The sequence below is a fragment of the Pseudoclavibacter sp. AY1H1 genome (assembly GCF_002931055.1).
GTDB lineage: Bacteria > Actinomycetota > Actinomycetes > Actinomycetales > Microbacteriaceae > Pseudoclavibacter.
The window spans coordinates 22,654-45,069 of sequence record NZ_PSXX01000003.1; the positions used below are offsets into that span (position 1 = coordinate 22,654).

The 22,416-nt window shown below is 70.2% G+C and carries 15 protein-coding genes and 2 tRNA genes; 8 read left to right on the forward strand and 9 right to left on the reverse strand.

Annotated features, from left to right (window positions below):
- Positions 1-9: 9 nt before the first annotated feature.
- Positions 10-1,449 carry a hypothetical protein gene (locus tag C5E05_RS06880; RefSeq protein ID WP_104341489.1) on the reverse strand — a complete coding sequence of 480 codons (1,440 nt, stop codon included), beginning with the start codon at positions 1,447-1,449 and terminating at the stop codon, positions 10-12.
- 115 nt (positions 1,450-1,564) lie between these two features.
- On the opposite strand from C5E05_RS06880, the gene C5E05_RS06885 reads away from it, so the two are divergent.
- From C5E05_RS06885 to C5E05_RS06895, 3 genes are all read left to right on the forward strand, one after another.
- A complete protein-coding gene (locus tag C5E05_RS06885) occupies positions 1,565-2,755 on the forward strand; it encodes a M24 family metallopeptidase (RefSeq protein WP_104240763.1) in 1,191 nt (396 codons plus the stop codon).
- Entirely contained in the window at positions 2,752-3,996 is a 1,245-nt protein-coding gene (locus tag C5E05_RS06890) for a M20 family metallopeptidase (RefSeq protein WP_104341490.1), read from the forward strand. The genes C5E05_RS06885 and C5E05_RS06890 overlap by 4 nt, the downstream gene beginning before the upstream one ends.
- Before the next feature lie 64 nt (positions 3,997-4,060).
- A complete protein-coding gene (locus tag C5E05_RS06895; RefSeq protein WP_104306295.1) occupies positions 4,061-5,500 on the forward strand; it encodes an MFS transporter in 1,440 nt (479 codons plus the stop codon).
- Between the two features lie 48 nt (positions 5,501-5,548).
- Here the strand turns inward: C5E05_RS06895 and C5E05_RS06900 are convergent, their stop codons facing one another.
- Together C5E05_RS06900 and C5E05_RS06905 are read right to left on the reverse strand one after the other, a co-directional pair.
- Positions 5,549-6,034: an SRPBCC domain-containing protein gene (locus tag C5E05_RS06900; protein WP_104298988.1), complete on the reverse strand. Its 486-nt coding sequence runs from the start codon at positions 6,032-6,034 to the stop codon at positions 5,549-5,551.
- A 17-nt stretch (positions 6,035-6,051) separates the two neighbouring features.
- The gene (locus C5E05_RS06905; RefSeq protein ID WP_104306294.1) at positions 6,052-6,429 is read right to left on the reverse strand and encodes a helix-turn-helix transcriptional regulator; all 378 of its coding nucleotides are present in this window, start codon (positions 6,427-6,429) and stop codon (positions 6,052-6,054) included.
- 71 nt (positions 6,430-6,500) lie between these two features.
- On the opposite strand from C5E05_RS06905, the gene C5E05_RS06910 reads away from it, so the two are divergent.
- Positions 6,501-9,566 carry a DEAD/DEAH box helicase gene (locus C5E05_RS06910; protein WP_146081059.1) on the forward strand — a complete coding sequence of 1,022 codons (3,066 nt, stop codon included), beginning with the start codon at positions 6,501-6,503 and terminating at the stop codon, positions 9,564-9,566.
- A 61-nt stretch (positions 9,567-9,627) separates the two neighbouring features.
- Here C5E05_RS06910 and C5E05_RS06915 read toward each other — a convergent pair.
- Positions 9,628-9,701, reverse strand: a tRNA-Gly gene (locus C5E05_RS06915).
- Positions 9,702-9,843: 142 nt separating this feature from the next.
- On the opposite strand from C5E05_RS06915, the gene C5E05_RS06920 reads away from it, so the two are divergent.
- Both C5E05_RS06920 and C5E05_RS06925 read left to right on the forward strand, forming a co-directional pair.
- Positions 9,844-9,920, forward strand: a tRNA-Pro gene (locus C5E05_RS06920).
- 235 nt (positions 9,921-10,155) lie between these two features.
- Positions 10,156-11,784, forward strand: a complete 1,629-nt coding sequence (locus C5E05_RS06925) for a Mur ligase family protein (protein ID WP_104341492.1) — start codon at positions 10,156-10,158, stop codon at positions 11,782-11,784.
- Positions 11,785-11,829: 45 nt separating this feature from the next.
- Here C5E05_RS06925 and C5E05_RS06930 read toward each other — a convergent pair whose 3' ends face one another.
- Positions 11,830-13,254 (reverse strand): DUF2252 domain-containing protein, encoded by a 1,425-nt coding sequence (locus C5E05_RS06930; RefSeq protein WP_104306291.1) that lies wholly within the window; start codon positions 13,252-13,254, stop codon positions 11,830-11,832.
- Positions 13,255-13,358: 104 nt separating this feature from the next.
- Positions 13,359-13,808 (reverse strand): GNAT family N-acetyltransferase, encoded by a 450-nt coding sequence (locus tag C5E05_RS06935; protein ID WP_104341493.1) that lies wholly within the window; start codon positions 13,806-13,808, stop codon positions 13,359-13,361.
- Between the two features lie 111 nt (positions 13,809-13,919).
- On the opposite strand from C5E05_RS06935, the gene C5E05_RS06940 reads away from it, so the two are divergent.
- Together C5E05_RS06940 and C5E05_RS06945 are read left to right on the forward strand one after the other, a co-directional pair.
- Positions 13,920-14,582, forward strand: a complete 663-nt coding sequence (locus C5E05_RS06940) for a DUF6891 domain-containing protein (RefSeq protein ID WP_104240755.1) — start codon at positions 13,920-13,922, stop codon at positions 14,580-14,582.
- Between the two features lie 148 nt (positions 14,583-14,730).
- On the forward strand, positions 14,731-20,232 hold the full coding sequence (locus tag C5E05_RS06945) for an SCO7613 C-terminal domain-containing membrane protein (RefSeq protein ID WP_146081060.1): 5,502 nt from the start codon (positions 14,731-14,733) through the stop codon (positions 20,230-20,232).
- Positions 20,233-20,261: 29 nt separating this feature from the next.
- Here C5E05_RS06945 and C5E05_RS06950 read toward each other — a convergent pair whose 3' ends face one another.
- From C5E05_RS06950 to C5E05_RS06960, 3 genes are read right to left on the reverse strand one after another with little or no spacing between them, the layout of a single operon-like run.
- Complete coding sequence (locus C5E05_RS06950) at positions 20,262-21,224, reverse strand: Fpg/Nei family DNA glycosylase (RefSeq protein WP_104341495.1); 963 nt, start codon at positions 21,222-21,224, stop codon at positions 20,262-20,264.
- Positions 21,217-21,762, reverse strand: a complete 546-nt coding sequence (locus C5E05_RS06955; RefSeq protein WP_104240752.1) for a ribose-5-phosphate isomerase — start codon at positions 21,760-21,762, stop codon at positions 21,217-21,219. The genes C5E05_RS06950 and C5E05_RS06955 overlap by 8 nt, the downstream gene beginning before the upstream one ends.
- Positions 21,762-22,370 (reverse strand): DsbA family protein, encoded by a 609-nt coding sequence (locus C5E05_RS06960; protein ID WP_104240751.1) that lies wholly within the window; start codon positions 22,368-22,370, stop codon positions 21,762-21,764. The genes C5E05_RS06955 and C5E05_RS06960 overlap by 1 nt, the downstream gene beginning before the upstream one ends.
- Between the last annotated feature and the right edge of the window lie 46 nt (positions 22,371-22,416).

Sequence of the window (22,416 nt, forward strand, 5' to 3'; positions counted from 1 at the left end):
CGCCGCGAGTCAGGGAGTCGGCGTCGGCGACGGCGCTGCACCGTCGAAGCTGATGCTCCAGGTGGTCTCCTCCTCGTACGGCTCGATGCGGATGATCGTCGGGCCGGCCTCGAACGGCCGCGTGAGCGACGTCACCTCGCTGATGTTCTCGTACCAGCCGTCCGCGCCGAACGTGTCGATCGTGACGCTCTGGTCGGGCTCGAACGTGAAGGTCGCGTCACCCCCGGTGCCGTCGTACAGGAGCACTTCCTGGCCTGTCCCCGAGTACTCGGCGTCGAACGAGGGGAGCGTGTCGACGGAGACGAGCGTCACGGTCCACTCCCCCTCCGCTTCGATGTCGATGGCCCGGAACTCGTCGTCCATCCATTCGTTGATGACGGCGAGGCCCGAGTAGTCGGAGTAGGCGCTGATCGAGGAGCTGCCCATCTGCTCGCCCTCCGCGTCGACGTCGTAGATGCGCAGCTGCTCGCCCTCGAACTCGACCTGCAGCAGGCCGATGTCGTCGGCGCCGTCCGGCAGGACGACGTCGAACCTCGCGTTGCCGGTGCCGGAGACGCTTGCCGTCCCGTTGAGGTCGAGGGTGCCGGTGCCGCCGGACAGCTCGGTCACGGCGCCACGGATCGAACCGCCGGTCGACCCGATCAGCTGGATCACGAGCGCGATGACGGTCAGGAGGAGGGTGATGACGCCGACGGCCCGACGCCCGCCACCCGCGCGGAGGAGGCTGACGCTCGAGATGAGCGCGAACACGATGAGCGCCCAGGCGATGAACGAGATCCCCGAGATCGCGAACGTGAGGGCCAGGATCGCGGCGATGAGCCCGAACCAGGCGCCCCCGCCCTTCTTCTTCGCGGTGCCCGTCGCCCCGCCTCCGGCCGTCGAGGCGGATGCCGCGGCCGGGGCTCCTGGGATCTGGCTCGGTGGTGCGGATGCGAGGTCTCCGAGACGCTTGGCGATACTCCCCGACCCGCCAGCCGACGCCGCCCGCTGCACGTCGCGAGCTCGGTTCCCGAGGAGCGCGCTGCTGTCGGTGGCGACACGCTGCAGCAGCTCCTGCCGGTCCAGCTGCCCGTCGGCCGACTGCGTGAGCTCCTCGCCAGACGCGCCGCCCTGCACGACAAATCCCGGCGTCTGGGAGGCGGCATCGCGTTTGATGGCCTCATCGAGCTCTTCGAGCGTGCGCGGCGGGTCGGGCAGCCCAGGCGGGGTGTCGAAGGTCTGCGTGTGCTCCTGCGCAGCGGCGTAGGGATCCTCGGCCGCCTCCTCGGCGTCGCGCTCCGCCTCGCGTCGCTCGTCCTCCAGCCGCTGCTCGTCGCCCCTGCTGTCCTGCGCCGCCCACTTCGAGACGAAGTCGGGGGCGCGGTAGCCGGATGGGGCCTGGTAGTCGCGCTGCGAGTAGTCGACCTCGCCGTCCTTCTCAGGATCTTCTGGTGTCGAGTTGTCTGGCACGTGAGCTCCTCGGGGCGACGGACGGGGCAGTGATCGCGCATCCATTGAACTACATGCACTCGACCGGCTCCGCGAGCGAGTAGATTCTCGGGACCGCCGCAAGAGAGGGAGCGAGATGTCGCAGCCAGCAGACTTCAGCCGCGAGGAGTTCGACGTCAGGCTCGCGAACACTCGGGTCCGCATGAGCGACGCCGGCCTCGACGCGCTGCTCGTCACCGACCCGGCGAACCTCTACTACCTGACCGGCTACAACGCCTGGTCGTTCTACATGCCGCAGTTCCTCTACGTGCCGGCCGAGGGTGAGCTCCTCCTCGTCATGCGGGCGATGGATGCGCATGGCGCGCACCACACAACCTGGCTGCCGAGCGAGCAGGTCGCCGGCTACCCCGAGAGCCTCGTGCACCGGGCGGAGGTGCACCCCATGGACTGGGCGGCGACCGAGCTGCGGGAGCGGGGCCAGGCAGATCGGCGGATGCGGGTCGGCTACGAGTCGGAGGCGCACTTCTTCTCGGTCCGCTCGTTCCTGACGTTGCAGCGCCGCCTCCCCGAGTGGGACCTCGTCGACAGCGGGGAGCTGGTCAACTGGGTGCGTCTCGTGAAGTCGGAGGCGGAGATCTCGCTCATGCGGACCGCGGCCGCCGTGAGCTCCAACGCGATGGCGGTCGGCATCAACGCGCTGCGCGGCGGCAGACGACAGAGCGACGTCGCCGCGGAGATCCAGGCGGCGCAGGCCGCGGGCGTCGGGGCGTCTGAGGGCGACTACCCGTCGATCGTGCCGATGATGCTGGCCGGGGAAGGGGCGGATACGCCGCACCTCACGTGGTCGAGCGCCGAGATCGTCGCCGGGGAGGCGGTCTCGCTCGAGCTGGCTGGCGCGCACCGCCGCTATCACGCTCCGCTCGCGCGAACCGTGAGCCTCGGCACCCCGAGCGCAGAGCTGCAGCGGGTCGCGGCGACGACCCTCGACGGGTTCGAGGCGGCCCTCGAGCTGCTCCGCCCCGGCCAGACCCCTGATGCCGCCGTCGCGGCCTGGGACGCCCAGCTCGCGAAGCAGGGGCTCAGCAAGGCATCCCGACTCGGCTACTCGATCGGCATCGGCTACCCGCCCGACTGGGGCGAGCACACGGTGAGCATCCGCTCCGGCGAGGAGACCGTGCTCAAGCCCAACATGACGTTCCACCTCATCGCAGGCATGTGGATGACAGGCTTCGGCTTCGAGGTCTCCGAGTCGATCCGCATCACCGAGACGGGCGTCGAGGTGCTCACCCGCGCTCCCCGCGAGCTCATCGTCAAGGGCGATGCATGAGCGGCGTGAGCCAGACGGAGGCGTCGGCGCTCTCCCGGCTCGACCTGGAGAGCATCGTCGCCGACACGGCGGAGCTGATCAGGGCACGCGGCGAGAACCCTGGCGAGACGGAAGCGGCGACCGTCGAGGTCCTCACGTCGCTGTGCGAGCGGGCGGGCGCTCAGGTCACGCTCACCGAGGTCGCCCCGGGGCGGCACAATCTGCTCGCCGAGCTGGGAAGTGGCGACGGACCAGCGCTCCTCTTCCTCGGGCACAGCGATGTCGTCCCAGCGGGCGTGGGCTGGCTCGGCGACCCCTTCGAGCCGCGTCTCATCGATGGCATGCTCATCGGCCGCGGCGCCGTCGACATGAAGGGCGGCCTGGCGGCCGTCGTCGCGGCGATGTCGGCGGTGCACGCCGAGCGACCCGAGGTCCGCCTCGCGCTTCTCTGCACGGTCGATGAGGAGGACACGGCGACCGGCGCCCTCCGCTACATCGCCGACGCTCCGACCACCCTCGCCGTGAACGACGACGAGGAGATCGCGCCATATTCGGCGTGCATCGTCGCCGAGCCCACAGGCCTCGACACCGTCGTCGCCTGCCGAGGCGCCACGAACTTCATCATCACGCTGCGCGGCGCGGCGGCGCACGCCGGCAACCCGGCCGACGGGGCCAGTGCCATCGCCGCGGCCGCCATCGCGGTGCAGGCCATCGAGGACGACGCCAGGCGCATCGCGCAGCAGAGCGCCGCCGTCCCCGGCCTCATCGGCACCGGCAGCTGGAACGTCGGCATGATCGCCGGTGGGCACGGCACGTCGATCGTCGCCGAGGAGTGCACGCTCTACGTCGACCGACGCGTGCTCCCCGACGAGGAACCGGAACGCATCCTCGAGGACGTGCTCACGCGCATCCGCGCAGCCATCGCAGGGAGCGGGATGCTCAACTCCGAGCGCATCACCGTCGCGGGCCACCTCGACATGGCCATGCCGGGGTTCCTGACACCACCCGACTCCGTGGTGCCGGCCGCGGCGGTGCAGGCTGTCGCCGACGCCGGCGGCTCCTCGAGCATCGGCGGGTGGAGCGCGGCCTGCGAGGGCGGCTTCATCGCCCGTCACCACGAGATCCCCGTCGTCATCCTCGGGCCGGGTGACGTGAAGTCGCAGGCGCACCAGCCTGAGGAGCGGGTCCGCACCGACGAGCTGCTCGTCGCCGCGCGCGCATACGCGTTGATAGCGCTACGTCTCGCGGAGGCGTCCCGGTAACACCCAGGTCCGCGCGCTGTGCTTAGACATCACCCGTGTGGAAAATTCAGCAAGGAGCACCCCCATGTCCTCTGATCAGTCCAGCAGAGGTGGCCCCGGTGCCACCCTTGCACCCCTGACCCGCGAGATCGACCTCACACCAATCCAACGCAAGACGGCACGGAGATCGGTCGCCGGTTCCGCGATCGGCAACGCCATCGAGTGGTTCGACTACGGCATCTACGGCTACCTCGCAATCTACGTGTCGCAGCTGTTCTTCACGTTCAGCGACGACCAGGGTGGCGCGCTCGCCCTCATCCTGACCTTCGCGACCTTCGCCGTCTCGTTCCTCGTGCGCCCCCTCGGCGGCATCGTGCTCGGCCCGCTCGGCGACCGCATCGGCCGCCAGAAGGTGCTCGTCTTCACGATCATCATGATCAGCCTCTCGACGGCGGCGATCGGCCTCCTCCCGTCGTTCGACTCGATCGGCTTCGCAGCGCCCATCCTGCTCATCCTGCTCCGCATGCTGCAGGGCTTCTCCGCCGGCGGCGAGTACGCCGGTGCGGCGATCTTCATGTCGGAGCACGCACCGGATGACAAGCGCGGCTTCTTCGGCTCGTTCCTCGAGTTCGGCACCCTCGCCGGTGCAAGCGCCGCCGCCATCCTGTGCACCACGCTCGCCTTCATCGTCGGCGACGACGGGATGCTCGAGGGCTGGTGGCGCCTGCCGTTCCTGCTCACGCTCCCCCTCGGCCTCGTGGCCCTGTGGATGCGCCGCCACCTGAGCGAGTCGGAGACGTTCGTCGACGACGCCCAGGAGCCCGGCGAGAAGCAGACCGCCATCGGCGCCCTCGTGTCGCTGCTGAAGAACTACCCGATGCAGGTGCTGAAGCTCTTCGGCTTCGTGATCCTCATCAACGTCGCCTTCTACCTCGTGCTGACCTACATGCCGACGTACCTGTCGACGACCCTCGACCAGAGCACCGCCGAATCGACGTTCTCGCTCGTGGTCATCCAGCTGCTCATGATGGCCGTGATCGTGCCGTTCGGCGCGCTGTCAGACCGCATCGGCCGAAAGCCGCAGCTCATCGCCGCGAGCATCGGCTTCACCGTCTTCTCCGTGCCGGCGGTCATGCTCATCCAGACCGGATCGCTCATCGCGCAGATCGCGGGCCTCGGCATCCTCGGCCTGTTCCTCGTCATGATCATCTCGACCATCTCGTCGACGCTGCCCGCACTGTTCCCGACCGCGGTGCGCTACTCGGGCTTCGCGATCGGCTACAACATCTCGACGGCGATCTTCGGCGGAACCGCGGCCTCGGCCAACACATGGCTCATCGATCAGACCGGCAACGTCCTCATCCCGGGGTTCTACCTCGCGGGTGCCGGACTCATCGGTCTCATCTCGGTGCTGACCTTCAAGGAGACCGCCGGGCGCTCGCTGCGCGGCAACGTCATCCCCGGCAGTGACGACGCGGAACGCGTCGCCGCCGGCGAGCACCTCGTCGGCAAGGTCAACAAGTAGGCAGAGACCGATCCGACACCCACGCGGCGCTGTGCTGAGCAGGACGTCTCAGCCGGCGAGGACGGCGTCGATCTGGCCCATGGCCTCCGTCATGCCCTCCGCCATGCCCATCTCGATGACGCTGTCGAAGTCGGCCGGAGACGCGAAGACGGAGACGGTGGTCATGCGAGTGAGGTCGCCGGCAGCCTCGATCGTGACGGTGCAGCGCATGACGGGCAGCTCGAGGTTGCGTGAGCCGTCGTCGTGCGCGAACCCGTTGTCGAACGACAGCGTGTGGTGCGGTTCGATGCTGACGAACTCCCACCACTCCCCCGCCGTCGTGCCGTCCGGTCCCGTCATGTGCGACAGGACCCTGCCACCAGGCGAGAACTCGAACGAGTCGACCGTGGACGGCCAGGTCGGAGGACCCCACCAACGCTCGAGCTGGCGGGGGTCCTCCCACAGCCGCCAGACGCGCTCCGGCGTCGCGGCGTGCTCGGTGACGACGGTCAGCGTGCGCTGATCCGGATCCTTCTGCGTTGAGATGACAGGCATGATGCTCTCTCCTTCGTTCACCGCTCGCCAGCGTCGGCGCGCGGAGATGGTGGTGCGCTCTCGTCGTCGTCGGCGAGGAGCGCGTCGATGCGGGATGCTCGGTCGCGCCAGAGCCGCTCGTAGGACTCGAGGAGCCGCGTCGTCTGGGCGATCGTCGCCCGGTCGGCATGGACCAGCTGCTCCCTTCCCCGCCGCCGTTTCGCCGTGAGGCCTGCCTTCGTGAGCACGGCGACGTGCTTCTGCACGGCCGCGAAGCTCATGGCGTAGGCCTCGGCGAGGGTGGTCACGGACTGCTCCTCGCGGAGCACGCGCGTGAGGATGTCGCGCCTCGTCGTATCCGCCAGGGCCTGGAAGATGCGGCTGACGTCGTCCTGGCCGAGCTGTTGTGTAACCATTTGGTTGTACGTTACGCCGCACGAAGCGCCGAAGCAAGACCGGTGGGGGTGGTGGTTCGTAGACTGCACCGGTGAGCAATCCGAGCGAGAGTCCCACGCAGGCGTCCTGGCGCAGCGCACTCGGGCGACTCCTCGAGCAGCCTGCCGCCCCGGTGGAGGGCAACGCCTCCGAGCGAGTCGTGCCGCTTGCCCTGCAGTTCGAAGTTCGTGAACTCATCCCGCGCACCATGTACCGCTGGAACGGCCCCACGTCCCGCCGCGCGTTCACGGGCGACGACGGCGCGGCCACGGCGCTCGACGAGCTCCGGCTCGGGGCACGACCCGTGATGCAGGGGGTTCGCGGCAAGTGGGTGAAAGGAGATCTCACCTGGGCGAAGCTGCAGCACCTGCGCGGGCGTCGAGACCTCGACCCGCGGCACCAGGCGTGGTTCGCGCAGTTCTTCGCGGTGCACCGAGCCGCGCGCCCGCCAGAACCGGGCCAGGACAGCGAATGGCTCTTCCTCGACGAGGCGCAGAGCCCCGTGATGTGGACGATGCTCCAGGAGGCCATCAGCCTGGACATCGCCTTCGTCGGCACGGGCAAGCGCGCCAGCATCACGCTCGAAGCCGGCTCGAGCCTCACACTCGACGCCAAACGGACCCCGGGCGGATTGACCGTGGCGCCACTCCTCACCATCGGGGATGCGCCCGCCGACTTCGAGACGGCCCGACCGGTCGGCGACCACGGCTTCTACGCCTTCGACGCCGACGAGCCCGACCGCATCCGCCTCGCCAAGAGCGACACGAGGCTCTCCCACCAGCAGCTGGCCCTCCTCGATCCCGGACGCGCCCGCAGGACCGAGTTCACGGTACCGAGCGACGACGCCGACGAATTCGAGCGCTCGCACCTGCCAGAGCTCGCGGCGCACCTGCGGCTGGGCAGCGCAGACTCGTCGGTCCGCATCCCTGAGCCGACACCTCCCGAGCTCATCCTCACCACGACGTTCGGCCCCCGGCACAGCATCGAGCTGCGCTGGCGATGGGCCAATCCTCGGTCCCTCGCCGCACCGCCCGCACTCTCGAGCGTGCTCGAGGAGGGCATGCTCCCGCGCGACTGGATGCCGGAGGACGTCGACTCCCCCGGAGCCCTGCCCGCTCGGGTCACCCTCTCGCAGATCGAGGCGGCGCGCTTCGCGGCCGAGACCCTGCCGCTGCTGGAACGGCTCTCGGGCATCCGCGTCGAGACCGTCGGCACGCCACCCGCCTACCGGGAGCTCCGCGGGGCCCCGAACCTGACCGTCACGACCGTGCCCACCGAGCGGCACGACTGGTTCGACCTCGGGGTCACCGTCACCGTCGACGGCAAGGTGATCCCCTTCACGAAGCTCTTCAAGGCCCTCGCGCTCGGGAAGCCCAGACTGCTGCTCATCGACGGCAGCTACCTCTCCCTCAAGCACCCGGCGTTCGAGCCGCTGCGCGAGCTCATCAGCGAAGCGCAGGGCCTGAACGAGTGGGAGCCGAACCGACTGCAGATCAGCCGAAGGCACGCCAGCCTCTGGTCCGACTTCGAGGACCTCGCCGACGAAGCCGAGCCAGCCGTCGAATGGCGCGAGCTGCTTCGCGAGCTGCGGGAGGACACCCCCTCGCCCATCGAACCTCCCCGGGGGCTGCACGCGTCACTGCGCCCGTACCAGCAGGAGGGCCTCAACTGGCTCGCGTTCCTCTGGCGGAACAAGCTCGGCGGCATCCTCGCCGACGACATGGGCCTCGGGAAGACCGTACAGACCCTCGCCCTGGTGCAGCACGCACGCGAGCAGGCTGCCGATGGGCGCGAGCCGGCGCCGCTGCTGGTGGTCGCACCGACATCGGTCGTGTCGAACTGGGTGTCGGAGGCCGCCAGGTTCACCCCCGAGCTCACGACCCGGATCATCGACGCGACCCAGGCCAGCTCAGGGCGCCGCGTCGCGGACGTCGCCGACGGGGCGAGCATCGTCGTCACGAGCTACGCTCTCTTCCGACTCGACTTCGAGGCCTACCGCGGCGTCGCCGAAGACACCGGATGGTCGGGGCTCGTCCTCGACGAGGCCCAGTTCGTGAAGAACGCGAGCTCGCTCGTGAGCGAATGCGCGAGGAATCTCGAGGTGCCGTTCAGGCTCGCCATCACGGGCACGCCCCTCGAGAACTCGCTGACCGAGCTGCACGCGCTCCTCGCGATCACCGCCCCTGGCCTGTTCCCCTCGGCGAGGCGGTTCGGGGAAGAGTACGTGCGCACGATCGAAGGCAAGCGGCACGGCGTGAGCGATGGCGTCGGTGCCGGGCTGAGCGAGCCCGCGAGCGCCGAGGTGCGAGCCAAGCGCCTCGCGAGACTGCGAGCGCGCATCCGCCCCTTCCTGCTCCGACGCACGAAGGAGCGTGTCGCCCCCGAGCTGCCGGAGAAGCAGGAGCAGACGCTCTTCATCGAGCTCAGCGAGGAGCACCGCGAGCTCTACGACCTCTACCTCCAACGCGAACGCCAGAAGCTCTTCGGGCTGCTCGAGGACCTCGACAAGAACCGATTCATCGTGTTCCGCTCGCTCACGCTGCTCCGCCTCCTTGCGCTCGACCCCGCGCTCATCCAGGCGAGCCTCGACGGCATGCCGCCGGGTACAGTGCCCTCGAGCAAGCTGGACGCGCTGCTGGAGCACCTCACGGACGTCGCCGCCGAGGGGCACCGGGCGCTGGTCTTCAGCCAGTTCACCTCGTACCTCAAACTCGTCGCCAAGCGCCTCGACGCGGAGGGAATCCCCTACGTGTACCTGGACGGCGCGACGACGAAGCGGGCAGAGGTCATCGCCTCCTTCAAGGAGGGCACGGCCCCCGTGTTCCTCATCAGCCTCAAGGCGGGCGGGTTCGGCCTCAACCTGACGGAGGCCGATTACGTGTTCCTGCTCGACCCGTGGTGGAACCCGGCGAGCGAGGAGCAGGCCATCGACCGCACGCACCGCATCGGGCAGGAGCGTCGCGTCATGGTCTACCGGATGATCGCGGAGGGCACGATCGAGGAGAAGGTCATGGCGCTCAAAGATCGCAAGTCGAAGCTCTTCAACGCCGTCATCGACGACGACGAGCTGTTCAGCACCGAACTCTCGGCTGAGGACATCAGGGAGCTGCTGCGGTAGCCGAGGGGCGTGGAAGCACGAAGCCCGGCCGAGCCATCTCTGGCTTGACCGGGCTTTTCTCTGGAGGGGCTGACGAGAATCGAACTCGCATCATCTGTTTGGAAGACAGAGGCTTTACCACTAAGCTACAGCCCCGAATCGGGACGAAGAGAATGCTACCCCATCTCGGCGAGGTCCGTGAACTCCACCGTCCATCAGCGAGTCGCGGCCGTGGATGTGGTCTGCGTAGCCCCGGGAGTCCGGTAACATTACCTCCGGTTCGCCGCGCGATCGGCACCGGGGTGTAGCTCAGCTTGGTAGAGCGCCCGCTTTGGGAGCGGGAAGTCGCAGGTTCGAATCCTGTCACCCCGACCAGCATCCTCCTGCAGCTTCGAGCCAGGCAAGACCCCCTCTCGAGGGGGTCTTTTTCGTCGACTCATGCGCCGCGCATAGACGACTCACACGTTCGTCATGTGGCCCGCATATGCGTCGTCGTTATCTTCTTGTTATCTGCACGCTGGCGTGACTGAGGTCCCTCGCACCGGCGTCGGCCGAGGCGTTGCAGTGAAGGCCACCCGCGGCGCCCCAGCGCCCTCCGAGAGGAACACCATTGCAGTCAGATCTCGCACGCCCCAACAGCCCACACGCTGTTCCCCTCGCCACGATCGCGGCTGCGACCGGCGGGATCGTGTCCCCCGCGAGCGACGCCGTCACGGTGACCGGGGTCTCGAGCGATTCCCGGCGCATCCGCCCGGGTGACCTCTACGTCGCGATCCCCGGGGCACGGATGCACGGCGCAGACTTCCTGCCAGCGGTCGTCCGGGCCGGCGCGGTCGCCGTGCTCTCCGACGAGGCCGGCGCAGCAAAGGCCGCCGAGTTCGACCTGCCCGCCATCGTCGTCGAGAACCCGCGCGAGGTCATGAGCGTCGCCGCCTCGACTGTCTTCGGCACCGGGATCGCCTCGCCCCAGCTCTTCGCGGTGACCGGCACGAACGGCAAGACGACCACGAGCTACCTGCTGCACGCGCTCTTCCTCTCGCTCGGCATCAAGGCCGGGCTCTCGGGAACCGTCGAGCGCATCGTGGGCGACGCGCGGCTCGAGACCCGCCTCTCCGGTCGGCTCACGACGCCCGAGTCCGACTACCTGCACGGCCTCGTCGCTCGCATGACCGAGGACGACGTGCAGGCGGCCGCGATCGAGGTCTCCTCCCACGGCCTCGACGGTGGGCGGGTCGACGGCCTGCCCTTCGAGAGCGCCATCTTCACGAACCTCTCGCAGGACCACCTCGATGTCTACGGCACGCTGGAGAACTACTTCGCGTCGAAGCTGGTGCTCTTCACGCCGAGGCACGCGAAGCGCGGCGTCATCGCGATCGAGGACGAGTGGGGGCGCCGCGCGGCAGCCGAGTCGCTGATCCCCGTCGTGACGGTCGCACGCGACACCGCGGAGGGCGCAGCCGACGCCGACTGGGTGCTGCACATCGACGCCGAGGGCCTCGAACGCACCGACTTCACCCTGCGGGGCCCGAACGGCGAGGAGCTCACCTCCAGCATCGGCCTCCCTGGCGCCTTCACTGCGCTCGACCTCGCGCTCGCGATCGTCTCCATCATCGGCACCGGACTCGCGTCGCTTGAGCAGATTCGGGAGGCGCTGAACGCCACGGACGGGCTCCACCCTGTCGTCCCGGGTCGCCTCGACCTCGTCTCCGGCGAGTCGGAGCTGCGCGTCTACGTCGACTACGGACACACGGCAGCGTCCTTCCGCGCGGTGCTGCACGCCCTCCGCCCGTTCACCCCCGGCCGGCTCTTCATGATCTTCGGTGCCGACGGCGACCGAGACAAGGGAAAGCGCCCGGAGATGGCGCGCGCCGCGAGCGAGGAGTCGGACGTCGTCATCGTCACCGACTACAACCCGCGAACGGAAGACCCCGACGGCATCCGCCGCACCCTCGTCGAGACGATCCGCGCCGAGTTCCCCGAGCGGGAGCTCTACGAGATCGCCGACTCGGCGACCGGCATCGACCACGCCGTCGCACTGGCCGAGCCCGGAGACCTGATCTTCGTCGGCGGGCACGGGCACCGGGCCGACGTCGAGGTCGACGGCCGCATCGTGCCGTACTCGGCGCGCGAGGCCGCCGTGGCCGCGCTGCGCGAGCACGGCTGGCTCGCGCCGGAGCCGCCGAGCGCCTTCGGGTCGGCGGATGCGGTCACCGACGCACAGCAGCGCCGCGCCTCCTAGGCTCCCGGGCGGCCGGGTAAGCGAGGCGATGCCGCACACAAGACCTCAGCGGTCGGAGACCGCCTCGAACTCTCCGCGGTCTCTCGCCGCGAGCAGCTCGGCGTAGTCGAGCGCGGACTGCTCGGCGTAGCCGATCGCCCACTCGGCCATCGCGCCGTCGAACGAGCCGCTCTTGCCGAGGTACCCGGCGATCATCGGCGCGATGGGGCTCTGCGCGTGGGCGCGTGCGAGGAGCGTGCCGCACGCCTCCCCGTACTTCGAGAACTCCGACGGCGTGAGCTGGTCGAGGTCGACCGAGCCCTTCATATCCCTGAACTGCCGCACATAGAAGTCCCTTGGGACGCCGTCCTCATCCTCGAAGCGCAGGTAGCCGAGGAACGGATCGGAGACGGCCTGCAGGATGCGCTGGCAGCTCACCACCCGGTACCCCTCTCCGAGTTCGTCGTACTCGCGGCGAGATCGCGCCTGGAGGAGCCTCCTCGGGTCGACGTGGCCGTAGGCCTCGAGCACCGACGGCGGCGCCTCCTTCACCTGCAGCACGAGCGCCTCCCCGCCTGGCCCAGTCAGGATCAGGATGAAGCACCGGGTGCCCACGCTGCCGACCCCGACAGCACGCCGCGCGACGTCCGTGAGCGTGAAGTTGCCGAGCAGGAACGCCACGTCGGTGCCGACCGTCGCACGGTACCGCTCGAAGAGCTCCTCGACGCGCGCCTCGGCCTCTGGCGACACGTGCGTCATCACGGGCGGGTTCTCGACGATGAGCCTGGTGCCGTCGGCCGCCCGCTCCGTGAGCTTGTCGACGAACTTCTGCGACGTGCGCTTCCTGGCACTCTTCGTCGCCTTCGCGAGCACGTCCTGTGCCTCCGTCCTGAACGAGGGATGCGCCACGTCGGTGTCGAGCCGCAGGTAGTAGCGGTCGAGGGCCGAGTGGCCCACCATCTCGCGCATCCCCTCCCGGTAGGCGGCCGCGGCCTTCCTCGCCGCCTTCCTCGTCTGCTCCTCGGTGAGTCCGAGGTCTCGAGCGCCGACGACCACGCTCGCCACGAGCCGCTTCAGATCCCACTCCCACGGCGCAGACGCGGCTTCATCGAAGTCATTGAGGTCGAACACGAGCGTGCGCTGCGGCGAGGCGAACAGCCCGAAGTTGCTGAGGTGCGCATCGCCGCACGCCACCACCTGGATGCCGGTGCTCGCCCCCTGGGACAGGTCGTGCGCCATGATCGCGGCGGTGCCGCGATAGAACGTGAACGGACTGTCGAGCATGCGCCCCATGCGCAGCGCCACGAGCTCTGGCAGTCTCGCCTCGTTCTGCTCGGCGAGGATCGCCCGGGGGTCGCGCTCGCCAGGGACGAAGATGGCGTGCTCGACGTGCGGCTGCGTCTTGCGGAGCGCCTTGCCCGCCGCGTAGAGCTCGTCGCGAGTCGGCCGGGGCGCGCGATCGCGCTGCAGACGGCTGAGGTGTGTCGGCATGAGGGGCCTTCCTCGTCGAAGTGTCGAGCTCCGGCTCGATGAGGCTCAGTCTCTCGCGATTCGGTGAACGCCGAGAGACGCCGTCGCGACCGAGCGTCGCGGGGTCACGACACGATGTCGTAGGTCACCCACGCCGTCTGCTTCGCGACTGAGTCGTAGAGGCGCCGAGCCGTCGCGTTGTCCTCAGCCGTGATCCAGCGCACGACGCTGAGGCCAGCATCCTCGGCGTACTCGCCGAGGTGCAGCAGGAGGGCCCGGCCCGCGCCGCCGCCGCGGACCGCCGGGGAGGTGAACAGGTCGTCGAGATACAGCCCCGTGGTGGCGGAGAGCGGTCGAGCGAAGCGACGCACATGCGCGATGCCACCCAGCTGCCCCTCCGCGTCGACCGCGACGAAGCCGTGCGACTCGTGGGCCTCGTCGCTCAGCCACGACCAGACGGTGTCGATCTTGGCCTCGTCGGCGGGAACCCCGTAGAACGCTCGGTAGCCGCGATAGAGCTCCCGCCATTCCGGCTCGTCCGACGCAGTGACAGGGCGCACATTCCATTCAGTCATGCGCCAAGTCTCGCCCCAGCCCGCCGGAAAGCTCCAGCAGACTCGGCGGGAAGGCGACCCTGAACAGCGCACGGTTGGACGTTCCACCCGTGGAGACGTAGAGTCTCCGCCGTGGATCTGTTCAAGTACCTCCGCCCAGCCTCGAGCACCCCCCAGGCCGAGCACCAGCCGCACGGCGTTCACAACGCGCGGGAAACCCTCCGCGCTCGGACCGTCGAACTCATCCGACCCGGCTTCGTCTCCCTCGACGAGGCCCTCGAGACCGCTGGCTCGTTCGCCGAGGACGAGGCGCTGCCCGTCCGTCCCGATGAGATCGAGCGGATCGTCACCGCCACCTGGGACGACCTCGCCGACTGCCAGCGTGACTGGGCCAGCGAAGGCGACTACGAGAAGCTCCGAGCCGCGTTCGCCGACCTCGAGCAGGCCGGCGTCGTCGCGCGCATGAACTTCGCCTGCTGCCAGAATTGCGGGCACGCCGAGATCGAGGCCGAGAGGACCATCGGCAAGCACGTCGGCTACGTCTTCTTCCACCAGCAGGACGCGGAGCGCCTCGCCGGTGACGACGCGGAGCTGCTCCTCGCGTTCGGCACGTTCGCGGCCAGCCCCTCGCAGACGGCGGAAGAGCGCGCGGAGGCGGAGCAGCAGCTCGGACGTCTCGTGGCCACGACCATGCGCAGCAACGGCCTCGCGGTCGAGTGGGACGGGCAGACGTCGTCTCGCATCGCCGTCTCCATCAGCCACTGGCGCAAGCGCCTCCCGTTCGTCGGCGCCTGAGCGCGTCTCGGGCCCGACTGCCCGGCTGATCTGGCCGGGCAGTCCTCCCCCGCTCCCGCTTTCGCCTCCCCATTCTTGTCCGGAGAACGGCATCCTCGCGGCTCGCTCGCTAGGCTGACGCCCAGACAACCCCGGGGGTAGACGCAGAGTGACTGACGCAGGAATGGGCAGACAAGCCCAGAGGCCACGGTTCCCGAAGACGCTCGGCGATCTCACCGACCCGAGCAAATGCCCTTCGTGCTTCGAGACCTATGGCGCTCCAGGGCCGTCCTGCCCCGCCTGCGGCTTCACCCGCGACTCGGCGGTCATCAGCCATCTTCTCGACCTCGGCGCGCAGGCGCGCGGCCCCCTCCTGGCCCGCGGTGAGTTCATCGTCGCGGCGAACGAGCAGGCCAAGGCGAAGGCCCGCGCGGCGCGACAGGACCAGCTGGCTCGAGCCGAGCAGACACGACTCCGGGAGGAGGAGCGGGGCAGGAGCCGGGCAAGCGACGCGCTGCTCGCGGCCGACCACGCAAGGCTCCTCGAAGGAGCCGCAGGGCACCTCGGGGCGGATGCCGCTCCGGCTCCGGCTCCGCGGCAGGGACAGAACACGCAGCAGCGCGGCCAGCACGTGTCCGCGCCGGCGCAACAGACGACGCAGCACCCGGCGCCGCAGCCGGCGGAGACCTGGGCCACGCAGCGCGCGCCCTCCGGGTATCAGGCACCACCGGCCCAGCACCTGCCGCCCACCCCGCCAGCTCAGCCGCCCCGGCCCCGTCGCTCGAGCGTCCAGCTGCTGCTCCTCGTGCTCGGCATCGGGCTCCTCAGCATCGCAGCGGTCGTCTTCCTCACCTTCGCCTGGGTCGTCTTCGGCGTCGAGGTCAAGGCGGCCATCACCGCCGGCGTGACGCTCGCGGTCATCGCGACCGCCAGCATCCTGAAGCGCCGGAGGCTCTCGGCCACGGCGGAGGGAATCGGCGCGCTCGGTGTCGTGCTGGTCGTCCTCGACGTGTGGGCCGTCCAGGCCACGGGTCTCCTCGGTGCCGGCGACGTGCCGGGAACGCTCTACTGGGGCATCGGCCTCCTCGTCGCGACGGCGGCCTTCGAGGCCTGGCATCGCCTCTCGCACCTGCGCGCCCCCGGCATTGCCGCGAGTCTCACCGTGCTGCCCGCCCTCGCCCTCACCGCGGCCGGAGCCACCGCCACGTTCCTGTCCCCCGTGCAGCGCCTGGTCCTCGCCCTCGTCTTGGCCGGTGCCGCCTCCGCGCTGCACGTTCTGCTGCGCGTCAGGCCGTCCGTCTCGGCCGCGACGCAGGGCCCACCCGCCGCCGACTCGTTCAGCGGTGCAACTCCGCGCTCGCTCGAGCGCTGGATCCTCTCCGTCACAGGCGTCGTCGCCCTGGCCGGCGGCGTGCTCTGCGGCGCGGCGGCGGCAACTGGCAACGACCCCTGGCTCGGGTACGCCTTCCTCTTCCTCATCGCGGCGGCCTCGGCGGCCCTGCTGGCGTGGCTCGTCAGCCAGGAACGCGGAGCACTCGCCGCACGCAGCCTCCTCATCGCCTTCGGCATCCTGACGGCGCTCTCGCTCGGGGCAGTCCCCCTGAGCTTCACCGGGGCCGTGCGCCTCGCGCTCTCGCTTGCGGTCATCCCGATTCTGCTGGCCGCAGCCCAGGTGCTCAGATCCCGACTCGCCGCGACAGCACGCCCGCAGTCCGCCGCGTTGCAGCTCGCGGTGACCTCGCTGAGCTTCACGACGCTCGCAGCGGCTGCGGTCCCGGTGATCTCGCTCGGCCTCTCGGTCGTATCAGCCGACTTCGTGCTGTCCTTCGCCGCCGCTGACCAGGCCGGCATGGCGCAGGCGCTCTCGGGCGCCGGGCTCCGAACCTCGTGGGCCATCGCGGGTGGTGCGCTCGGGCTCGCCGTGGCAGCAGGGCTGCTGCAGCTCGTGCCCGGCCGGATCCGGCAGCTGACCCCCGCCTTCACGGCGGCGGGATCGTTCCTCGCGCTGTGCGCCGCCGCGAGCGCTCCTGGGGCGCCCGCCGTCACCATCGCGAACCTGCTGATCGCCGCGGCCTCCGTCGCGGGAGCGGTCGTGCTCGCCCGCGAGCGGCTGGCCGCACCTGCCGCCGCAGTCCCCACGACTGCCCTCAGAATCGTGCTCCAGTGCGTCGCCGGCGTCGCGATCCTCGCGCTGCTGGCGGCGGGGCTCGCGGTGCGACCCGTCGAGATCGGCGCGCTTGTCGTCGGCGCTGCGCTCACCTTCGGGCTCCGGTTCTCGGCCGGGCGCACCTCACCGCTCCGGCCCGTCCTCACCGCACTCACGGCCGCGCAGCTGCTCGCCGTCCCCCTGCTCGTCGCGTTCGTGCGGGACGCCTGGAGGACCCCGGAGCCATCGGGGACGAACCTCGCCATCACGTGCTCCTACCTCGGCATCGCGCTCCTGCTCGCCGCCTCGCTGCTGCTCCCACGACCGTGGCTCTCCGCCGCCGAGCGCATCCTGCTCGCCTCCGCGGCAGCCCTCGCTGCCTTCGTCGCCTCCTTCGTGCTGCTCGCGCTCCTCAGGTCGAGCGCGGCGCGAAGCGACGACGGCGCCCTCCTGACGAACGCCGGTTGGCCGCTCGGAGCCCTCTGGCTGAGCTGCGCCGCGTTCGGCGCGCTGCTGTGCGCCGCGTTCGTGCTCGTCGCCCTGCGCCGCCGGCAGGACGAGGATGCACCCGCCGTGGTGCCGCTCCTCGCCGTCCTGCCCCCAGCCCTCTGGGCAACGCTCGGGGCGCTCGTCACGGCGTTCGTGACGGCGCAGTTCCTTCCGCCGGTCGTGGCCTCCCTCGGCGTCGCCGCCGCCGCGCTGGCTGCCGGTGGCACCCTCGCGGCCCGACTTCGCGGCGCTCAGGGAAGCAGGGTCCTCTCCGCCGAGCTCGCAGCCACCGCCGTCGCGCTCGTCTCCCTCGTGAGCACGCCGTTCTTCACCGGCGCCTTCGGGTCGTCCGCCGGGGCGCAGTACCTCGCGGCGACGATCGCGACCTCGGCCGCCGTGCCGGTGCTGCTCGCGATCTCCCCCGCAGGGCTGTTCCGCGCGCGAGGACGAGCCTCGATCGCCTGGATCGGCGTGGGCCTCCTCACCGCCGCCTGGTACGTCTTCGCCACCGGCACCCCCGGCATCACGAGCTCCGAGGGCGTCCATCTCCCCGCCGGAGTCCCGCTTGTCGTCTCCGCGCTCCTGCTCTGGTGGTTCGGCCGGGCGCGGAGCGCTGGCGAGCCGGCACGAGCGGCCGCCTTCGTCCTCGCCGGCGGGCTCGTGCTCTCGACGGTCGTCCCCGCGATCAACTCAGCCGAGACGACCACGGGCACGCTGCTGTACTTCCTCGTCGGCATCGTGGTCGCCCTGGGGGTCGCCCTTGCAGCGAGCATCCTCAGCGTCCCAGCCCACGCGCGTCCGCTGCTCATCTCGCTGAGCGCCTCGGCCGCCGGCGTGGCCGTGCTCACGGCGCTCGCCCACGTCGAAGCGAACCTGACCGGCGACCTCAACCCGCGCGGCGTGCTCACCGGCCTGATCACGAGCGTCGAGGCACTCGTGTGGCTCACGGCCTGCGTCCTGCTCGTCGGCACCGTGTCGTGGCTCCTGCTGCGCCGCGTCTGGGCTGCGGATGAAGCCAGCGCCCGCCGCAAGCTGCTCATCGCTCTCCTCGCAGCGACCGGCGGCGCCGTCGTCGTCGCGCTCCTGCTCACCACGCGGTTCGAGAGCGCCATCCTGCTGCTCGGCCTGGCGCTGCTCGCGGGCCTCCTCGCAGCCGTCCTGCCCGATCGCCTCGTCACCGCCGCCGGCCGCGCCGGACTCGCCCTCGTCGGCTTCCTGGCGCTCGCATCCCACGGTGTCGCCGTGGCGGTCGGCACACCCAGCGGGCCGAGCAGCCCATGGATTCAACAGCAGACCGGCATCACCGTGCTCCTCGTCGGCCTCGTCGCGGCAGCCATCGTCGTGATCGCCCGAGTGCTCTCCGCCCCGAACCTGCTCGTGAGACTCGCCAGCTACGCCACCACGGTCCTCGCGACCTGGCTGCTCGTCGACCACGTGCAGGCCATCGGAGTCGAAAGCGTCTCCCCCGTGCAGATCGCCGCCGCAGCCGGAGTCATCGGAGCGCTCACCGCCCTGGCCGGTGTGCTCCTGGCTCCCGAGGGAACGCGCCGAGGAGACGGGATCGCGCTGCGCGCGCTCGGCCTCCTGACGGCGCTGGCCGGCGTACCCCTGGCAGCGGGAGCCTCACGCGCCCGAGTCGAAGGGTTCGCCGATTGGAGCGCGCTTCCGACCGCAGTCGCCCTGCTCGCGGCCGCCGCCATCGTCGCGAGCCTCCACGTCGGGGCGCGCTCGCCGTACTCGATCCTCCGCTACCTCGGCGTGCCGGTGCTCGCGCTCGCGTGGGTCTGGGAGGTGCTCGGGAACTGGGACGGCTCTTCCTTGTTCGTGGCCTTCGGCGGAGCGTTCCTCGTGTTCTTCGCAGCCGGCACCGCGACTGCCGCGAGCGGCCGTCTCGGCGACGAGCCCCGTCCGCCAAGCGTCGAGAGCCTCCTGTGGCTGGCAGCGGCACCCGGCATCTGGCTCAGTGCGGGCGCGATCGCCGCGGTCGCGCAGCCCCTCGACGAACCCGGCGCCCGCATCCTGTCGCTCTCGGTGCCGGAGCTCGCACTCGCCATCCTGACCCTCGCGCTGGTCGTCGTCTGCACGGTCGCGCCCGTTGCACCCCGGATGCGCGCCTCGGCCAACGCGCTCGGCGTCGGCTCGTCGATCTCGGCCGCCGTACTCGGCCCCGCCCTGGTCATCGCAGCGCAGGGCCCCCTGACCCCGGTCACCCTGCCGCTCTGGGGTGTCCTGCCTGCCTGCTTCGTGCTGCTCTTCGCGAGCGCGCTGTGGCGGCGCCAGCACCAGCTCGAGAACCCGCGCCTCGCCGCGCTCGCCTCGACGGTGCTCGTGCCCCTCGCCATCACGGCGCTGGTGCTCTCCGCCCTCCCGAGCGTCCTGCGACGCGAGGTCGAGAACGGCCAGCAGGTCGCACTCACCTGGGTCCTGGTGCTCTGCGCCGTCACGCTGGCGAGCCTGGTCCGCCCGGAGCTGCTCCCCACTCTGGCGCCAACGCAATCCGCCCCCGGCGCTCGGCCCTCGCTGCGCGTCCCCGTCCTCGCGTTCTCCGCCGCCGCCCTCGTCGCCATCATCGGCGTCGTGGCTACCGAGACCCCGGCCCCCTGGCTCGAGCTCGCGACGGCACCCCTCGGCGCCACGCTGCTGGCGGGAGGCCTGTTCTTCCTCGACAAGCGCCCCGCGCTGCGCAGCTGGGCCGCGCTCACCCCGGGCCTGGCCCTGCTGCTGGTCCCGAGCTACCTGGCGCAGTTCGCCGACCCGGCGCCCTGGCGTCTCATCGCCCTCGGCCTCGGCGCGGTCGGCGTCACCGTCTGGGGAGCCACGCGTCGCCTCCAGGCGCCGCTCGTCTTCGGCGCGATCATCACCGCGCTCCACGCGGTCACCGCGTTCCGCCAGCAGCTCGCCGTCGTCGCCGGCGTCGTCCCCTGGTGGGTGTGGCTCGCACTCGCGGGCACGGTGCTCGTCGTCATCGCGACCACGTACGAGGCGCGACTGCGCGACGCGAAACGCGCCGCCGCGTCCATCCGCTCGCTCAGGTGAGCGCGCCGGCTGTCAGCTCGCGAAGAACGTCAGAGCTGGCAGCCGGGGCACCAGTAGAGCTTGCGGGCCTGCATCTCCTCGAGGGCGATGGGAGTTCCGCAGACACGGCACGGCTCCCCGGCACGGCCGTAGACCCAGTGCCGGTCCTCGCGGTTCTCGAGGGCCGCCGCCTTCGCCTTCCCGCGAAGCCCGTCGATCGTCATCATCTGGCCAACCTCGACGCCGATCTTGAGCAGCTTCGTCCAATCGCGCCACAGCTCCCTGAGCTGCTCGTCGGTGAGCTGCGAGGTCGGCGTGTGCGGGTTGATGCCCGCCCGGTAGAGCATCTCGGCCCGGTACACGTTGCCGATGCCGCTCACGATCTGCTGATCCATGAGCACGATGCCGATGGGCGTGCGCTTGCCCCGCGCACGCTCGAGGAAGCGCGCCTCCGCCTTCGCGCCGCGGTCGACGAGCGGGTCCGGGCCCAGCTTCTCGATGCGCGCAGCGACCTCGTCGCCCGTCATCAGCTCACACGCGGTCGGACCACGGAGGTCGGCACACGTCTCCGCGGTGAGGAGCCGCAGCCGCACTGCCCCGACGGGCTCCGGCGGCCACTGCGAGAGCTCCTGCTCGCGCTCAGCCTCGGCCATCTTCAATCGCGTGCGCCTCGGGGCCCCGATGCTCGAGAGCGAGGTCTCACCCCGCGAGTCCTCGATCGTCACGCCGGGACGGGTGCGCGAGTACTCGCCGGTCTGCCCGAGCGTCGTCGAGACCTGACCGGAGAAATCCCAGGCACCGTAGATGCCGAGGTGCACGCGCAACCAGACGCCGCCCTCGAATCGCGAGAACATGTGCTTGCCGACCGCGAAGGTCTCGACCATCTCGCGGCCGTCGATCTCGGCAGCACCCTCGACGAAGCGCCCCTGCGGCGAGGACGCCGAGACGACACGCCCCGCATAGTTCGCAGTGAACTGGCGGGCTATTCGGTGGACGGAGTGACCCTCAGGCATTCCCCGCCGGCGTCTCAGACTCCACCATCGGCGGCACGACGGTGCCGACGGCGCCGAGCACCGACTTCCCGGCGATCTTGCCGGTCTGCTCGTACTCGGCGAGCTGCGAGATACGGCGCAGGTGGCGCTCTTCTCCCGGGAACGGCTCGGCGATGAAGATGTCGATGAACCGCAGCACATCCACGATCTCGTGCTGCCTCGCGCCGATGGAGATCACGTTCGCGTTGTTGTGCTCGCGCGCCAGCTGCGCCGTGGCGTCGCTCCACGCCAGCGCCGCACGCACACCCGTGACCTTGTTGGCCGCGATCTGCTCGCCGTTGCCAGAACCGCCGAAGACGACGCCGAGCGACTTCGAGCCGTTGGCCCAGTCGTTGGCGACAGCCTGCGCGGCGTTGATGCAGAACGACGGGTAGTCGTCGAGGGCGTCGTACTCGGACGGGCCGTGGTCGACGACCTCGTGACCCTGATCGCGCAGGTGCTCCTGCAGCTGCTGCGAGAACTCCAGTCCAGCGTGATCCGTCGCCACGTGGATGCGCATCAGTCGAACACCGGTCCGCGGGTGCGGCTGCGCTTGAGCTCGAAGAAGCCATCGACCGACGCGGCCATCACGACGCCGTCGAACAGGCGAAGCGCCTCCTCGCCCTTCGGCGCAGGAGAGACGACGGGGCCGAAGAAGGCGACGCCGTCGATGGCGATGATCGGCGTTCCGACCTCGTCACCGACACGCTCCATGCCGGAGAGGTGGCTCGCGCGGTAGCGCTCGTCGAACTCGCCGGCGTCGGCACGCTCGACGATCGACTCGGGGATCTCCAGCTCGGTGATCGCCTCCTGCAGCACCTCGTCGCGGTCCTTGCGCCCACCCGGGTGGATGCGCGTGCCGAGCGCGTCGTAGAGCGCCTTGACCTTCTCGTTGCCGAGGTCCTGCTCGACGCCGGCGACGACGCGGCCGAGGCGAGAGGTTCCCTGCAGCATGTCGCGGTACGACTGCGGGATGTCCTTCTCCTCGTTGAGGAGCTCGAGGCTCATGATGTGCCAGGTGATGTCGAGGTCACGATGGCGAGCGACCTCGTCGATCCATCGCGAGGTCATCCAGGCGAATGGGCAGATCGGGTCGAACCAGAAATCTACTTTGATCGGTGCGGGCATACGCATAAGCCTACTCGGCAGGACTAGGCTGGCCGCGCCGCAAGCC

What these genes read in the sequence shown, in the direction of transcription:
- C5E05_RS06905 (WP_104306294.1), bottom strand. Translation starts at nt 6,429, where the DNA reads ATGGTTACACAACAGCTCGGCCAGGACGACGTCAGCCGCATCTTCCAG.
- C5E05_RS06930 (WP_104306291.1), bottom strand. Translation starts at nt 13,254, where the DNA reads ATGCCGACACACCTCAGCCGTCTGCAGCGCGATCGCGCGCCCCGGCCG.
- C5E05_RS06935 (WP_104341493.1), bottom strand. Translation starts at nt 13,808, where the DNA reads ATGACTGAATGGAATGTGCGCCCTGTCACTGCGTCGGACGAGCCGGAA.
- C5E05_RS06895 (WP_104306295.1), top strand. Translation starts at nt 4,061, where the DNA reads ATGTCCTCTGATCAGTCCAGCAGAGGTGGCCCCGGTGCCACCCTTGCA.
- C5E05_RS06890 (WP_104341490.1), top strand. Translation starts at nt 2,752, where the DNA reads ATGAGCGGCGTGAGCCAGACGGAGGCGTCGGCGCTCTCCCGGCTCGAC.
- C5E05_RS06955 (WP_104240752.1), bottom strand. Translation starts at nt 21,762, where the DNA reads ATGCGCATCCACGTGGCGACGGATCACGCTGGACTGGAGTTCTCGCAG.
- C5E05_RS06960 (WP_104240751.1), bottom strand. Translation starts at nt 22,370, where the DNA reads ATGCCCGCACCGATCAAAGTAGATTTCTGGTTCGACCCGATCTGCCCA.
- C5E05_RS06885 (WP_104240763.1), top strand. Translation starts at nt 1,565, where the DNA reads ATGTCGCAGCCAGCAGACTTCAGCCGCGAGGAGTTCGACGTCAGGCTC.
- C5E05_RS06950 (WP_104341495.1), bottom strand. Translation starts at nt 21,224, where the DNA reads ATGCCTGAGGGTCACTCCGTCCACCGAATAGCCCGCCAGTTCACTGCG.
- C5E05_RS06900 (WP_104298988.1), bottom strand. Translation starts at nt 6,034, where the DNA reads ATGCCTGTCATCTCAACGCAGAAGGATCCGGATCAGCGCACGCTGACC.